This window comes from Micromonospora sp. NBC_00330, from assembly GCF_036136635.1.
Lineage (GTDB): Bacteria > Actinomycetota > Actinomycetes > Mycobacteriales > Micromonosporaceae > Micromonospora > Micromonospora salmantinae.
In genome coordinates this window covers 6,066,663-6,081,389 of sequence record NZ_CP108012.1, presented here as the reverse complement: position 1 = coordinate 6,081,389, position 14,727 = coordinate 6,066,663, and the positions used below count along the sequence as shown (strand labels likewise).

Annotated in this window: 15 protein-coding genes; 10 read left to right on the top strand and 5 right to left on the bottom strand. The window is 71.4% G+C overall.

What is annotated here, in order from left to right; translation table 11 throughout:
• Positions 1-35: 35 nt before the first annotated feature.
• From corA to OG598_RS27665, 4 genes are all read right to left on the bottom strand, one after another.
• Positions 36-1,190, bottom strand: coding sequence for a magnesium/cobalt transporter CorA (gene corA, locus OG598_RS27680; RefSeq protein WP_328651708.1), 1,155 nt, complete (start codon positions 1,188-1,190; stop codon positions 36-38).
• Between the two features lie 323 nt (positions 1,191-1,513).
• The gene (locus OG598_RS27675; protein ID WP_328651707.1) at positions 1,514-2,608 is read right to left on the bottom strand and encodes an aminotransferase-like domain-containing protein; all 1,095 of its coding nucleotides are present in this window, start codon (positions 2,606-2,608) and stop codon (positions 1,514-1,516) included.
• 106 nt (positions 2,609-2,714) lie between these two features.
• Entirely contained in the window at positions 2,715-3,173 is a 459-nt protein-coding gene (locus tag OG598_RS27670) for an ester cyclase (protein WP_328651706.1), read from the bottom strand.
• Positions 3,174-3,256: 83 nt separating this feature from the next.
• Positions 3,257-3,649, bottom strand: coding sequence for a CBS domain-containing protein (locus OG598_RS27665; protein WP_328651705.1), 393 nt, complete (start codon positions 3,647-3,649; stop codon positions 3,257-3,259).
• A 112-nt stretch (positions 3,650-3,761) separates the two neighbouring features.
• Between OG598_RS27665 and OG598_RS27660 the strand changes: the two genes are divergently transcribed.
• The 5 genes from OG598_RS27660 (at position 3,762) to OG598_RS27640 (ending at position 7,537) form a co-directional block, all read left to right on the top strand.
• Positions 3,762-4,211 carry an NUDIX hydrolase gene (locus tag OG598_RS27660; protein ID WP_328651704.1) on the top strand — a complete coding sequence of 150 codons (450 nt, stop codon included), beginning with the start codon at positions 3,762-3,764 and terminating at the stop codon, positions 4,209-4,211.
• On the top strand, positions 4,208-4,975 hold the full coding sequence (locus OG598_RS27655) for a hypothetical protein (protein WP_328651703.1): 768 nt from the start codon (positions 4,208-4,210) through the stop codon (positions 4,973-4,975). The genes OG598_RS27660 and OG598_RS27655 overlap by 4 nt, the downstream gene beginning before the upstream one ends.
• Positions 4,976-5,053: 78 nt before the next feature.
• On the top strand, positions 5,054-5,785 hold the full coding sequence (locus tag OG598_RS27650) for a phosphocholine cytidylyltransferase family protein (protein ID WP_124854040.1): 732 nt from the start codon (positions 5,054-5,056) through the stop codon (positions 5,783-5,785).
• The gene (locus OG598_RS27645) at positions 5,773-6,840 is read left to right on the top strand and encodes an iron-containing alcohol dehydrogenase family protein (RefSeq protein WP_179781433.1); all 1,068 of its coding nucleotides are present in this window, start codon (positions 5,773-5,775) and stop codon (positions 6,838-6,840) included. Before OG598_RS27650 ends, OG598_RS27645 begins: the two co-directional genes overlap by 13 nt.
• A complete protein-coding gene (locus tag OG598_RS27640) occupies positions 6,815-7,537 on the top strand; it encodes a CDP-alcohol phosphatidyltransferase family protein (protein ID WP_151497134.1) in 723 nt (240 codons plus the stop codon). Before OG598_RS27645 ends, OG598_RS27640 begins: the two co-directional genes overlap by 26 nt.
• 346 nt (positions 7,538-7,883) lie before the next feature.
• On the opposite strand, the gene OG598_RS27635 is transcribed toward OG598_RS27640, so the two are convergent.
• Positions 7,884-9,155, bottom strand: coding sequence for a glycosyltransferase family 4 protein (locus OG598_RS27635; RefSeq protein WP_328651702.1), 1,272 nt, complete (start codon positions 9,153-9,155; stop codon positions 7,884-7,886).
• Between the two features lie 80 nt (positions 9,156-9,235).
• Between OG598_RS27635 and OG598_RS27630 the strand changes: the two genes are divergently transcribed.
• From OG598_RS27630 to OG598_RS27610, 5 genes are all read left to right on the top strand, one after another.
• On the top strand, positions 9,236-10,096 hold the full coding sequence (locus OG598_RS27630; protein ID WP_328651701.1) for an Fpg/Nei family DNA glycosylase: 861 nt from the start codon (positions 9,236-9,238) through the stop codon (positions 10,094-10,096).
• Positions 10,097-10,360: 264 nt separating this feature from the next.
• Positions 10,361-11,932 (top strand): sugar transferase, encoded by a 1,572-nt coding sequence (locus OG598_RS27625; protein ID WP_328655455.1) that lies wholly within the window; start codon positions 10,361-10,363, stop codon positions 11,930-11,932.
• A 39-nt stretch (positions 11,933-11,971) separates the two neighbouring features.
• Positions 11,972-13,198: a sensor histidine kinase gene (locus OG598_RS27620; protein ID WP_112675302.1), complete on the top strand. Its 1,227-nt coding sequence runs from the start codon at positions 11,972-11,974 to the stop codon at positions 13,196-13,198.
• A gap of 23 nt (positions 13,199-13,221) precedes the next feature.
• Entirely contained in the window at positions 13,222-13,983 is a 762-nt protein-coding gene (locus tag OG598_RS27615) for a LytR/AlgR family response regulator transcription factor (RefSeq protein ID WP_088950711.1), read from the top strand.
• 66 nt (positions 13,984-14,049) lie between these two features.
• Entirely contained in the window at positions 14,050-14,712 is a 663-nt protein-coding gene (locus OG598_RS27610; RefSeq protein WP_328651700.1) for a DUF5701 family protein, read from the top strand.
• Positions 14,713-14,727: the final 15 nt, after the last annotated feature.

Here is a 14,727-nt window from a genome sequence, read left to right as displayed (position 1 = left end):
GTCGGCGCTTCCGCGTGCGCGGCGCTATCGCACGATCAGAGCCAGCCGTTGCGGCGGAACCACCGGTAGAGGGCCAGTGAGACGCCGAGCATGAGGGCGAGGGCCACCGGATAGCCGTACGTCATCTTCAGCTCGGGCATGTTCTCGAAGTTCATACCCTCGACGCCGGCGATGGAGGTCCAGACCGCGGCGATGGCCGCCCACGCGGCGATCTTGCGCATGTCGTTGTTCTGGTCGACCGTGACCTGGGCCAGCCGCGCCTGGAGGATCGAGTTCAGCAGGTCGTCGTAGGAGTTCACCTGCTCCACGGTGCGGCTCAGGTGGTCCTGCACGTCCCGGAAGTACTTGCGGATCTCCTTGGGCACGTCCCGGTTCACCTGGGAGGTCAGCGTCATCAACGGCCGTTGCAACGGCACCACCGCCCGCTTGAACTCGACCAGCTCCCGCTTCATCTGGTAGATCCGCTGGATCCGCCCGTGGCCGTGCCGGTCGAAGACCTCCGCCTCCAGCACGTCCAGGTCGTCCTCTATCTGCTCGGCCACCTCCAGATAGAGGTCCACCACCCGGTCGGTCACCCCGTACGCCACAGCCCACGGGCCGTGCAGCAGCAACTCCTGCTTGGTCTCCAGGTCGGCGCGGATCGGGGCGAGCCGGCAGGCATCACCGTGCCGGACGCTGATCACGAAGTTCGGGCCGATGAAGAGCATCACCTGCCCGGTCTCCACCACCTCGGAGTTCTCGGTCAGCTCGGTGTGCTCGCAGTAGCGGGCGGTGCGCAGCACCAGGAAGACGACGTCGCCGAACCGCTCCAGCTTGGGGCGCTGCTCGGCCTTGACAGCGTCCTCGACCGCCAGCTCGTGCAGGCCGTACGTCTCCGCGATGGCGGTCATCTCGGCCAGCTCCGGCTGGTGCAGGCCGATCCAGACGAAGCCGTGCTCCTCGCGCCGGGCCGCGGCCAACGCCTCCGCGTAGGTCCAGTCGCCGGGCTGCCGCTTGCCGTCGACGTAGAGCGCGCAGTCGACCACGGCGCTGCGACCGGTGCCCGTGCCCGTCGGGGCCGCAACGGGCGTCGAGCCGTCGGCGTTGAGGATCCGGGTCATCGCCCGGACCGGGGAGGGCCACGCCCGAGGTCGTAGCACCCGACCGGTGGTCGACGGTGCCGTCCGGTCCCGCTCTGTCCGATCCGTCATCGCGTCACCTCCCGCGCTCAGCTGCGGCTTGCAGGCTACGCCGATCGCGGTCGAGGACCGGTGTGACGGCGGTCGCGTGGGGGGCGGCGCCGGGCGGGCCGGGCCGCATCGGGGGGTGTGCGGGGGACGACACGGCCCACCCGGCACCTGTGGGGGCGGGAGGTTGTGCTGCCGCGTCAACCCGGCGGGGCCGGCCCGGAGGCCGGGCGGTGAACTCCGCAGCTGGCGGGGTGACGCTCGCAGCATTGTGGGCCAGCCGGCCGCCCGGAGGGGAGCCCCGGGACGGCCGGCATCGTCGTTCTGTCAGGAACCCGACAGTTAAGTCAGCTACGGACGGCCTCGACGGCCGCCGCCAGCCGCCGGACACCCTCGTCGATCTTGTCGGCGGTCACCGCCGAGAAGGCCAGTCGGAGAGCGTGTCGCCCGCCGTCCAGCACGAAGTCACTGCCCTTGACCACGGCGACCCCGCGCTCGGCCGCCGCCGGGGCGAGCCGGTCGACCAGCACGTCCTCCGGGAACTCCACCCAGAGGAAGTAGCCGCCGTCGGGCTCCACGAACCGCGCCTGCGGCAGGTGCCGGCGCAACGACTCGGCGAGCACCTGGGCCCGTTCGCCGAGCGCCGCCCGGACCGTCTCGATCGAGCGGTCGATGTCACCGGAGACGCAGAACTGGTGCACGATCGCCTGGGACACCATCCCGGGCGAGATGTAGAGGCTCGTCGCGTTCTTCGCGATGGAGGCGATCAGGTCGGCCGGGCCGACCAGGTAACCGACCCGCACACCCGGGCAGACCGTCTTCGTGAAGCTCGACGCGTGCACCACCACGTTGCGGGTGTCCAGCGAGAGCATCGACGGCAGCGCCTCGCCACGGAAGCGGATGTCCGCGTACGGGTCGTCCTCGAAGATCGTGAACTCGTACTCGGCGGCCAGGTCGAGCAGCTCCCGGCGCTTCTCCAGGGACAACGTCATGCCGGCCGGGTTCTGGTAGTTCGGAATGACGTGCGCGAGCCGGGGGCGGACCCCGGACTCCAGCAGCTTGCGCAGCTCGGCAGTGTCCAGGCCATCCGGCTGGACGGCGACGCCGTGCAGCTCGCTGCCCATCCGCTGGAGGTTGAGCAGCGTCCGGTCGTACGTCGGGCGCTCCACCACCACCGCGTCGCCGGGGCGGACCAGGTGGTCGAAGAGAAACGCGTCGGCCTGAAGCGACCCGTTGGTGACCAGCACCTGGTCGGCCTCGACCCCGTGCTTCTCCGCGATCCACTTTCGCAGCGGAAGGTACCCGACGGAGGTGCCGTACGCCGTCACCCCCGCGGGGTCGGCGTCGAAGGCGCGGACGGCGGCGGCCTTGAGCCCCTCGACATCGACGATGTCCAGCGAGGGAGCCCCACGGGCAAAGGAGATCAACTGCTCGGCGGTCATGGATGTTGAGCGTACGGGCGGCGGCGGGGGACGCGCGGTCGGCACGGCGATGTCCGCATCCTGAGCCACCGGGTCGGGTGACCCCACTCCACCGGTCGGCGGCAGATCAGACCGGAAGGGCGAGCGCGTCGTGCTGCGCGGCCCGGGAAAGTCCCTCCAGCCGCACGCCGAGCGCGTCGAGGAGCTGACTCCAGTCGAAGTAGGAGCGCCAGGCGGTGATCCGACCCTTGCGGGCCCGGACCACGTCGGCCACCTCCCAGCTCACCAGCCGGCCGGTGGGCGCGACGGTGCCGTACGGCGAATGCAGGGTGCCGGTGTGGGTGCCGGTCAGCCGCAGCTCGACCGCGGCGCCACCGCCGGTGCGGACCGCGCCCATCGGGTCGACCCGTAGATCTGGAAAGGCGCCGGTCCAGGTGCGCAGCAGCGCGGGCAGCTCGATCGGACGGACCGTCACGCCCGGCATGGCGTAGAACGCCTCCGGGGCGTAGAGATCCGGCAACCGGGCCACGTCCCGACGCAGGAGCATGGCGTACTGCTGCTCGACCAGCCGCTCCGCGTCGCGCATCGGGACCTCCCCCACGGGCCACGGCATCTCCGCGCCCGCAAGGGATGTCTACCCATCGATCCGGCCCCGCACACCACCTGCGGTCAGGTCGTAGCGATCGCCTGGCTCTCCGACCAGACCCGCATGATGTCCCGTACGGAGATCACGCCGGCCACCTCCCGGCCGTCCAGCACCACCAGGTGCCGGAATCCGCCCCGGGCCATCGCGGCGGCGGCCTCGGCCACCGTCCACTCCGGCCCCGCGTAGACCACGTCCCAGGTCAGGTGGGCGCCGGTGCGTTCCACGTCGCAGTCCAGGCCGGCGCCGATGGCCTTCAACACGTCACGTTCGGTCATGATCCCCACGCCCTCGGAATCCGGGTCGATCACGACCGCCGACCCGACACCGCGGGCCGACATCATCCGGGCCGCCTGGCGGAGCGTGTGCTCCGGACCGACGACGAGGACCTGGCTGGACATTGCATCCCGTACCTGCATCACACATCACCCCTTTGGGACGGTGGCATTCGGTACGGACATGGTGGTCGGTGGATGTTTCCGGGACAAGAGCGGCATCGCACAAGCTGCGGACGCTGGCTACTGTCGGGTGGTGTCCACCGAGCCCCTGCGCTGCGCCGGCGCGCTGATCGTCGACCATGACGGCCGCATCTTCTTTCAGCGCCGCTCACCACACCGACGCCTGTTTCCCAACTGTTGGGACATCGTCGGCGGCCACGTCGAATCGGGCGAGGACATCGACGAGGCACTGCGCCGGGAGATCACCGAGGAGACCGGCTGGGTCCTCTCCCACGTCCTGGGCCAGGTGGGCGAGTACAGCTACGTCGGCGACGACGGCCTGGCCCGGACCGAGTACGACTTCCTGGTCCGCGTCGACGGTGACCTCGACCGCCCGATGCTGGAGGCCGGCAAGCACACCGAGTACCGCTGGCTGGCCGAGCACGAGGTGACAGTGCTCGACGAGCACCGCGACGTCAACGACGGGCTGATCCGGCGGATCGCGGAGGAGGGCTTCGCCGTCCTGCGGTCGATCGGTCTGTGAACACCGTCGAACTGGCGCCCCATCGGATCGCCGGGCTGCTCGCACCGGCAGTGGACCGGACCTTCCGCGCCGGCATCCTGGCCGGCCGGGACGGTGGTGGCGCCGAGTTGTCCCAGCGCTACGGCGGAATCACCGCCACCGGCTTCCTGGTCGACCTGCGCACCCGGCTGGCCGCACCCGGTGGCGCTGTCGACGGGCCCGGGTTCGCGGCGATCACCCGCTACCAGGACCCGATCGCCTGCCGACGGACAGTGGACAAGCAGGTGGCCCACGGGATGATCTACCGCGGCCCGGACGGCGCACTGTCCGCCACCGAGCGGGGCGCCGCCTTCCTCGCCGAGCTTTACCAGGTGCACGCCGAGGTCACCGAGGAGTTGTGGGCCGGCCACGACGACCGGGTGGCCCGGCTGGTGGCCATGCTCGGCCGACTGCTGTCGTACGCCCTGGTGCTGGCCGACGAGGAGGCGAACCCGGCCGCCTCGGCCTTCGCCGCGCTGGCGCCCCCGTACGAACCGGACGGCACCCCGTCGGGCGTGCTGCTGCTCAACCGGCTCAGCACGCTGCGACACCACCGGGCCGACGCGCACGCCGCCGCCTGGACCGCCGCCGGGCACACCGCGTCGAGCATCGCAGCCCTGCCGGCCGGTCCCGAGCGACTCGCCATCGAACTGGAGACCGACCGGCGGGCCGCCGCCCCGTACGCCACGCTCAGCGCGGAGGAGCGCCTGACCATGCTCGCCGACCTGGCGGCACTGCCCGGCTGACCCGGTTGGCCGGAGCGGCGCACCCGGCCGGCGCTATCCTCCACCGGTGACGGGAGCAGGACTAGGGAGGATGTCGCGATGATCGGAATGGTGCTCGCGGCCGGAGCGGGACGACGGCTGCGCCCGTACACCGACACCCTGCCCAAGGCGTTGGTGCCGGTGGACGGCGAGACGACGATCCTGGACATCGCGCTGGGCAACCTCGCCGAGGTCGGGCTCACCGACATCGTGATCGTCGTCGGCTACGCGGCGGACGCGGTCCGCGAGCGGCAGGCCGACCTGGAGAAGCGGTACGGGGTCACGCTCACCCTGGTGCACAACGACAAGGCCGAGGAGTGGAACAACGCCTACTCGCTCTGGCTCGCCAGGGAGTACTTCGCGCGCGGTGTGCTGCTGGTCAACGGGGACACCGTGCACCCGGTGAGCGTGGAGAAGACCCTGCTGGCCGAGCGTGGCCCGGGCATCCTGCTCGCGGTGGACACCCTCAAGCCGCTGGCCGAGGAGGAGATGAAGACCACCTTCGACGCCGCCGGCCAGCTCACCCGGATCACCAAGATCATGGACCCGGGCGAGGCGTACGGGGAGTACATCGGCGCGACGCTGATCGAGCCGCAGGTCGCCGACGCCCTCGCCGACGCGCTGGAGGCGACCTGGCGACGGGACCCGAACCTCTACTACGAGGACGGCTACCAGGAGTTCTCCGACCGGGGCGGGGAGGTGCGGGCGGCGCCGATCGGTGACGTCCCGTGGGTCGAGGTCGACAACCACGCCGACCTGGCCCGCGCGCGGGAGATCGCGTGCCTCTACTAGCTCGGAGCGTCCTCACCCCGCTGCACATCGACGTGCGACGCGGGGCGGTCGCCGACCTGGGCGCGATCCTGGCCGACGGGCGGATCTCCTCCGGTGGCGACGTCGCGGTGGTCGTCGGCCCGGGTCAGGGTGCCCAGATCGCGGAGCTGATCCGGCCGTCGCTGCGCTCGGCGGACGTGTTCACCGTCTCCGGCGGGACTCTGGACGCCGCCGACGACCTGGGCGGCAAACTCCGCGCCCGGTCCTACGACGCGGTGGTCGGCATCGGTGGCGGCAAGACCATCGACGTGGCCAAGTACGCGGCGACCCGTCGAGGGCTGCCGATGGTGTCGGTGGCGACCAGCCTCGCCAACGACGGGATCGCCTCCCCGGTGGCCAGCCTGATCACCGACGGGATCAAGGGCTCCTACGGCGTGCACATCCCGATCGGGGTGATCGTCGACCTGGACTTCGTGGAGAGCGGCCCGGACCGGCACAACCGGGCCGGCATCGGCGACGTGATCAGCAACATCAGCGCCCTGGCCGACTGGGAGCTGTCCCGGCAGGTACGCGGCGAGCCGGTCGACGGGCTGGCCGCCTCACTGTCGCGAGCGGGCGCCGAGGCGGTGCTCAACCACCCCGGCGACATGAGCGACGACGCCTTCGTGATCGTCCTCGCCGAGGCGTTGATCTCCAGTGGTCTGGCGATGGCTGTCGACGGCACCAGCCGCCCGTGCAGCGGCGGCTGCCACGAGATCATGCACGCTGTCGACTCGCTCTTCCCGGGGACCGCCTCGCACGGCGAGCTGGCCGGGCTGGGCGCGCTGTTCTGCACCTGGCTGCGCGGAGACCTCCGTCGCTTCGGGGAGATGTCGGCCTGCCTCGCCCGGCACGGTCTGCCCCGGCTCCCCGCCGAGGTGGCGCTCACCGACGACCAGTTCATCGAGGCGGTGCAGTTCGCGCCGCGTACCCGGCCGGACCGGTACACCATCCTCGAACACCTGGCACTGTCGCCTACCGAGACCCGGGAACGGCTGGCAGACTACGCCGGTGCAATCCGCGACCAGCTTGGCTGACCCCCGTCCCACCGTCGCCGACTTCCACCGGGTGAACCGGGGCGGCGGCCTGTTCAGCGAGTCGATCAGCCAGTGGCTGGGGGCCGTCTTCGCGCTCGTCGCCCAGCGGCTCGGGCTGCGACCGACCGCGTTGACAATCACCAACCTGGTGCTCGGGCTGGCCACCTCGGTCACCGTTGTGGCGCTCGCCGGCCCGGTCGCCGCCGGCGACGTACCGGCCTGGGTGGTCGGCCTGCTCGCCCTGGTCGGCTGGCAGGTGGCGTACTCCCTGGACTGCGCGGACGGGCAGCTCGCCCGGGTGACCGGCCAGGGCAGCGCGGCCGGCGCGCGGGTCGACGTGCTCTGCGACGTGGCCGCGCAGATCGCCCTGGTGGCGGCCCTGGCCGCCACCGCCGTGGCGCAGGAGCCGTCCACGCCGACCTGGCTCGTGGCGACCTTCGCGGGCACCTGGATGGTCAACCTGGTGACGTCGGTGATGCAGGCCGGCCCGAACGCGGCCAGCATGGTGACCTCGACCTCGCTGCCGGTGCGCCTGGTGAAGCTGGTCCGCGACTACGGCGCTGTGGTCTTCGTGGCAGCCGTGGTGCTCGCCGTGGCCCCCGCGCTGGTCCTCTGGGTGATGGTCGCCTTCACGATCGTCAACGGCGGCTTCCTGCTGGCGAGCATCGCCTTCTCGGCCCGCGCCTCCCTGCGCTGACCCACCCAGCCCAACCCCTCACCCACGCGCCCGCCCGTCTGCGCACTGCCCGCCCGCAAGATCCACCCAACTTCCCCGAAGTTGCTGCCTCCGACCGGCGGGAGACCCCAACATCCCTGATGTTGCGTAGATCTTGCGGGCAGATCCGCCTGCCCCGTCCGCAGCGCCGCGGAGGGGCGGCGGCGGGGCGGCGTCCGCCGCCAAGATCGCGCTCGATCCAGGATTTAGTGGCCTCGGAGCAGCCGGATGGGACTACTTCCTGGATCGAGCGCGATCATGCACGGCACGGCACGGCACGGCACGGCACGGCACGGCACGGCGCAAGGCGGGACGGGGTGGGTGGGGTTCAGACGTGGTTGGGGGTTCGGGCCAGGCCCGCGTAGATGTCGATGAGCTGCTTGGTGACCACGTCGGGGTGGAAGGTGCGCTCGTAGCGGGCGCGGGCGCCCAGGGTCAGCCCGGACGCACCGGCGCGGGCGACCGGCAGTGCGGCCGCGAGCGCGGCCGGCTCCGGGGCGACCACCCAACCGGCCTCGCCCAGACCGATCCCCGCTGGCATGGCTGACCCACCGCCGCCCCCGGCGACCGCGGAGGCGTTCTCGGCGGGCCCGGTGCCGGCGGGCTCGTGCGGAGCGTCGGCCCCGACCAGGTACGGAATGCCGCCCAACGCCGTACCGAGCACCGGTCGGCCGTTCGACAACGCCTCGATGATCACGGTAGGCAGCACGTCGTGCCACATCGCGGCGACGATCACCACAGCGCTCGCCTCGACTGCGGCCTGCACACCGGCCCGGTCGAGCTGACCGAGGTAGACCACGTCGGGTCGCTCGGCGGCGGCTGCCTCCACGAGGTGGCGCAGCTCGCCGTCGCCGGCCACCCGCAGCGTGCCCAGCGAACCCACCGGGTGCCGGCGCCAGGCGTCCAGCAGCAGGTCGACGCCCTTCTCCGGGGAGAGCCGGGCCATGTAGAGGAACCCGTCACCCAGCGGCGCCGGCCGACCCGGGTCGGGTACGGAGTTCGGCTTCACCACTATGCGTTCGTCCGGGATGCCGTAGTCGCGGAGGTGGTCGGCGATCGCCGAGGTGAGCGCGATGTACCGATCCACCGAGCGCCAGGTGCCCCTGTGCACGGCCAGGGTGGTCGCCATCAGCGCGCTCTGCGCCGCCGAGTCGCGGTAGCAACGGTGCTTGATCGCCGGAACACCGAACGCCCGACCCTTGCAGTCCTGACAGATCACGCCGTCGCGGAAGTAGATCCCCGACGAGCAGACCTGCCGGTAGTTGTGCACCGTCTGCACCACCGGCACGCCGTGCCGGTGCGCGGTCCGCACCACCCAGGGCGAGATCAGGGGGTACGGGTTGTGCAGGTGCAGAACGTCCGGTCGGTGCTCGGTGAGCAGCCGGCTCAGGTCGTGCTGGGCTCGCGGCGCCCAGATCGGCGAGATCGGCAGCAGCGCCTTCGCCGCCTTCGACATCGACGGGATCTCGTCCGAACTACGAATGAAGGGCAGCACCTCGACGCCGGCGGCGGTGAGCTGCGCGATCTCCGAGTCGACGATCGTGTTCTCACCGGAGGGCTGAGCTTCCCGGTACCGGTTGTGTGCCACCACGATTCTCACGGAGCTTGCCTTTCGTTCGCGATTGCGGGACTCGCAAGCTCATTCCTCACGCTCACGGGAAAGAAGGCTACCGTTGTGTCGTGCCCGAACTACCGGAGGTTGAGGCGCTCGCGGGTTACCTGCGTCAGCGCGCGGTGGGGCGGCGCGTCGATCGGCTGGAGATCGCCGCGATCAGCGCCCTGAAGACGTACGAGCCGGCGCCGACCGAGGTCGCCGGCCGGGCGGTGGTCGACGCCAGTCGGCACGGAAAGTTCCTCGACGTCCTCTTCGAGGGTGGCCTGCACCTGGTGGTGCATTTGGCGCGAGCGGGCTGGCTGCACTACCGGGAGGCGTTCCCCGCCACCACCCCGTTGCGTCCGGGCAAGGGCCCGATCGCGGTGCGGGTACGCCTGGATGACGGTTCCGGCTTCGACCTCACCGAGGCCGGCACCCAGAAGAAGCTGGCCGCGTATCTGGTCACCGACCTCGCGACGGTCCCCGGGGTGGCCAAGCTGGGCCCGGACGCGCTCGCCGCGGATCTGCCTCTCTTCGCCGAGCGGCTGCGGAGCAGGCGGGGGCAGGTCAAGGGGGTGCTGACCGACCAGTCGGTGCTGTCCGGGGTGGGCAACGCGTACTCCGACGAGATCCTGCACGCCGCGAAGCTGTCCCCGTTCGCGATCACCGATCGGCTCACCGACGCCCAGATCGCCACACTGCACGCCGCCACCCGGCAGGTCCTCGGCGACGCGGTCGAGCGGTCGCTCGGTCAGCGGGCCGCGGAGCTGAAGGGCGAGAAACGCTCCGGGCTGAAGGTGCACGCGCGCAACGGGCTGCCCTGCCCGGTATGTGGAGACACAGTGCGCGAGGTGTCGTTCGCCGACTCCAGCCTCCAGTACTGCCCCACCTGCCAGACCGGCGGCAAGCCACTCGCTGACCGTCGGTTGTCTCGCCTCGTACGGTGAGTAATTGCACTTCAGGACTACGGAGTGGAATCGTCCTCGCTGAGCGGAAGCTCCGGTCCGCCCTTCTCGCCACGCGCGCATCCATCGGTATAGTGGCCCGGTCCCCGGCTTCTGAAATGGTGCGGAGCCGGCCAGATCCCACCAGCACCGTCGGTCGCCAATCTCCTTTGGGGCGACGATCGGTCGGAGCCCGCGTGGGAGACTGGGACGGTGGGCGACCCGGGCCTTCACGCCGAGTGAGCGGCCCGTGTCATGCGGGAGGACATGGGTGAGGTGACGGCAAGCCTCCAGCGCCCGGTAACCAACGAAGGCCGGAGCAAACTCGTGCGGCACGTCGACAGCTTCGAGATCCAGCCGCCGACGCCGCCGTCCCACAACGGCGTCCCTCGGTCGGCGTGGACGAGGGCGCGACGCCGTGTCTCCCGCTGGCACCGCCCCTACACCGCGATCCTGCTGCTGCTCGACTTCGGCGCGGCGGCGTTCGCCAGCTGGATCGCGATCCAGTTGTTCGACCAGGCCGCCTCCGGGTTCTCCGACCTCAAGCAGGACCCGACCTGGTTCCACACCGTCTCCTACCTGCTGCTCCCGCTCGGCTGGGTGATCATCCTCTGGAGCAACCGGGCGTACGACCGCCGCTACCTGGGGCTCGGCCCGGACGAGTTCAAGCGGGTGATCCGGGCTGGGGTGACGGTCGCCGCGAGCGTGTCGTTCCTCGCGTTCGCCACCAAGACCGAGTTGTCCCGCTGGACGGTCGGCACGGCGCTGCTCGGGGCGTTGCTGCTGATCCTGTGGGGCCGTTTCGTGGCCCGGTGGGCGCTGCACTACATCCGGCGGCGGGCCGGCCAGGCCGCGCACCGGATGGTGCTGGTCGGCACCCTGCCCGAATGCCTGGAGGTCTACGCGGCGGTCACCCGCAGCCCGGCCGCCGGGCTGATGCCCGTCGCCATCCACATCACCGACGGGTACGCGGCGGCCCGAGGCATGCCGACCCCGGTCCCGATCTATGCCGGACGCGACGTCCTGGCCCTGGTCCGTGAGGTCGGTGGGGACACCATCGCCGTCTGCGGGTCCGCCAGCGCGGAGCCGGGCGAGTTGCGCCGGCTGGCCTGGCAGTTGGAGGGCTCCGGCGTCGACCTGGTGGTCGCCCCGCAGCTCACCGACATCGCCGGCCCTCGGGTGCACATCCGGCCGATCGAGGGTCTGCCGCTGCTGCACGTCGAGGAGCCCACCCTCTCCGGGCCGGCGCTGCTGGCCAAGAACCTGATGGACCGGGTCGCCGCCGGTCTCGGGCTGCTGCTGCTGGCCCCGCTCTTCCTGGCCATCGGCGTCGCGATCCGGATCTCCGACCCCGGGCCGGTCTTCTTCCGGCAGCCCCGGGTGGGGCACGAGGGGCGCACGTTCCGGGTGTGGAAGTTCCGGACCATGTACGTGAACGCCGAGGAGCGGCTGGCCAGCCTGGTCGATCGGAACGAGACCGACGGCATGCTGTTCAAGATGAAGGAGGACCCTCGGGTCTTCCCGGTCGGTCGCTTCCTGCGGGCCACGTCGCTGGACGAGCTGCCGCAGCTGATCAACGTGCTGTGGGGCGAGATGTCGCTGGTCGGGCCGCGCCCGCTGCCGGCCGACGACGGTGACTTCCTGGGTGACGTGCGGCGCCGACTGCTGGTCCGCCCCGGCATGACCGGGCTGTGGCAGGTCTCCGGCCGCTCCGACCTGTCCTGGGACGAGTCGGTCCGACTGGACCTCTACTACGTCGACAACTGGTCGCTCGCGTACGACCTGAGCATCCTGTGGCGCACCGTCGGGGTGGTGCTCGCCCGCAAGGGCGCGTACTAGAGGGTTGGCGCGCCGGCTCGCAGGGGCGAGGATCGCTGCGTGGCTGCCAACCTCTCCGCCGTGGTCGGCGTCGTCTCACTCGTCACCGCGCTGACCGCTGCCCTGCTGGCGGTGCTGCGGCTGAGGGCCCGCCGTGGCATCGCCACCGCCACCCAGCGGGCCACCTACGAGGTGCTGCACACCGCCGGCCTGGCCGCCGAGCCGCTGCGAGCGGGGTTGAGCGAGGCGGGCGCGGCGAAGGCCGTACGGCACCTGCGGGCACTGGTGGGCGCGGTCGGGCTGGCGCTCACCGACGCCGACCGGCTGCTGGCCCTCGACGGGCGCGGCACGCACCACGGCGAGCAACTACTCGCGGCGGCCCAGCGGACGGTGGACAGCGGCCGCTCGACGGTGCTGGGTGAACAGGAACTGCACTGCGACCGGGTCGACTGCCCGGTCCGCGGGGCGGTGGTCGCGCCGTTGCTGGGGGCGGACGGCCGGGTGGTGGGCGCGCTGGTGGCGGTCGCCGACAGCCCGCCGCCTCCGGGGTTGGTGCAGGCCACCCTGGAGACGGCGCACTGGGCCGGCAACCAGCTCGCCCTGGCCGAGCTGGACTCGTCGCGGGAGCGGCTGGCCCGCGCCGAGATCCGTGCGTTGCGGGCGCAGATCAGCCCGCACTTCATCTACAACGCGTTGACAGCGATCGGCTCGTTCGTACGCACCGACCCGGAGCGGGCCCGGGAGCTGATCCTGGAGTTCGCGGAGTTCACCAGGTACTCGTTCCGGGCGCACGGGGAGTTCACCACGCTGGCCGAGGAGCTGCGGTCGATCGACCGCTACCTGACCATCGAGCGGGCCCGGTTCGGCGACCGGTTGCAGGTGCGGTTGCAGATCGCCCCGGAGGTCCTGCCGGTGACGCTGCCGTTCCTCTGCCTCCAGCCGTTGGTGGAGAACGCGGTTCGCCACGGGTTGTCCCGCAAGCCGGGCACGGGCATGGTGAGCATCGAGGCCCGGGACGCGGGAGCCGAGTGCCACATCACGGTGGAGGACGACGGAGTGGGAATGGATCCGACCACGCTGACCGCCGGCATCGCCGAGCTGGCCCGCGGCACCGGCGACCCGGGCGACGACACGGGCCAGCACGTTGGCCTCTCCAACGTCGACGAGCGGTTGCGCTCGGTCTTCGGGGACCGGTTCGGCCTGGTCGTGGAGACCGGGTTGGGCTCGGGCACGAAGGTGAGCATGCGGGTGCCGAAGTTCCACCCGGGCGTGCGGGCAGGGTCGTGAGCGAGCGGACCGGGACGGGTGCGGTGAACGCGTCCGGTTTCCTGCGCGTCCTCGCGGTGGACGACGAGCCGCCCGCGCTCGACGAGCTGGCGTACCACCTGCGGGCCGACCCCCGGGTGGCCCGACTGCACACGGCCGGCGATGCCACCGAGGCGCTGCGGCTGTTGCGCGACGGTGACGTGGACGTGGTCTTCCTGGACATCAGGATGCCCGGCCTGGACGGCATGGAGCTGGCCCGGGTGTTGCGCCGCTTCGCCCGGCCACCGGCGATCGTCTTCGTCACCGCGTACGACGACGGCGCGGTGGACGCCTTCGATCTGGGCGCCACCGACTACGTGCGGAAGCCGGTGCGCGCCGATCGGCTGGCCGAGTCGCTGCGTCGGGTGATCGGCTCGCGGGTGGTGCCGTCGCACCCGGCGGCGCTGGCCCGCGCGGAGGAGGACCCGACCATTCCCATCGAGTTGGCCGGCACCACCCGGATGCTGCCCCGATCGGCGGTGCGCTGGGTGGAGGCGCAGGGCGACTACGCGAGGTTGCACACAGCGGAGGGTTCGCACCTGGTGCGGGTCTCGCTGGCCACGCTGGCGGAGCGCTGGGCCGATGCCGGTTTCGTCCGGGTGCACAGGTCGTACCTGGTGCAGTTGAAGTTGATCGCGGAGTTGCGGCTGGTCAACTCCGGCTACGTGGTGGTGATCGACTCGACTGAGCTGCCGGTGAGCCGGCGGCACACCCGGGAGCTGAAGGACAAGCTGGTCAGGGCCGCGAAGCAGGATTGGAGTCGCTGAGCCGGGAATGGAAGCAGCCCTACCGTACGTTGTACGCTAGTCCGTACGACTTCCGGGAGGCCTGCCGTGACCAAGACCCCGTTCGACGCCGAAACCGAGTTCGACAGCCAACTCGACCGACTGGTGCAGCTCGGCTACCCCGCCCTCGCCGGGCTGACCGAGAGCGCCTTCCGCGACCTGGTCGCGCCGCTGCGGGGCAGGGCGGTCGAGGGCACCGCCGGGCTGCCCGCCCCCACCGACGCCCGGGTGCCGTTCCTGCTGGTCATCACCCGTGACCTGATCGGTGTGCCGGAACGGGTGGCGCTGACCACAGTGGCCGGCAAGAGCAAGCCCGGCGTCGTCGACCGGAACTACGCCGACGACGACCTGCCCCGCTTCGATCCGATCAAGGAGCTGGAAGTGCCCGCCGGTCCGGCGTACCTGCTCTTCGACGTCGACCGGGGCGAGGAGTTCCGCAACCTGGCCCCGGCCGCGGCCATGGAGGGGATCACCGCTCAGGGCCGGTTGCCGCTGAGCATCGACGAGGGGCTCGCCTTCATCACGCTGCATCCGGCCGCGCTGGCGAGCAACCGGTGCTTCTCGCTGGTCGGCTCCCGGTGCGGCGACAAGCGGGTGCCGGCGCTGTGGATCAGCCAGGGCGCACCCAAGCTGGGCTGGTGCTGGTACGGCAACCCGCACACCTGGCTCGGCTCCGCCTCGGCCCGGCCGGAGCGCATCGGCCCGGAGTGACCGGCGGGCCGTCGA

Coding starts and splice junctions, on each gene's coding strand:
- corA (WP_328651708.1), bottom strand. CDS start 1,190: ATGACGGATCGGACAGAGCGGGACCGGACGGCACCGTCGACCACCGGT.
- OG598_RS27650 (WP_124854040.1), top strand. CDS start 5,054: ATGATCGGAATGGTGCTCGCGGCCGGAGCGGGACGACGGCTGCGCCCG.
- OG598_RS27625 (WP_328655455.1), top strand. CDS start 10,361: ATGGGTGAGGTGACGGCAAGCCTCCAGCGCCCGGTAACCAACGAAGGC.
- OG598_RS27665 (WP_328651705.1), bottom strand. CDS start 3,649: ATGCAGGTACGGGATGCAATGTCCAGCCAGGTCCTCGTCGTCGGTCCG.
- OG598_RS27675 (WP_328651707.1), bottom strand. CDS start 2,608: ATGACCGCCGAGCAGTTGATCTCCTTTGCCCGTGGGGCTCCCTCGCTG.
- OG598_RS27670 (WP_328651706.1), bottom strand. CDS start 3,173: ATGCGCGACGCGGAGCGGCTGGTCGAGCAGCAGTACGCCATGCTCCTG.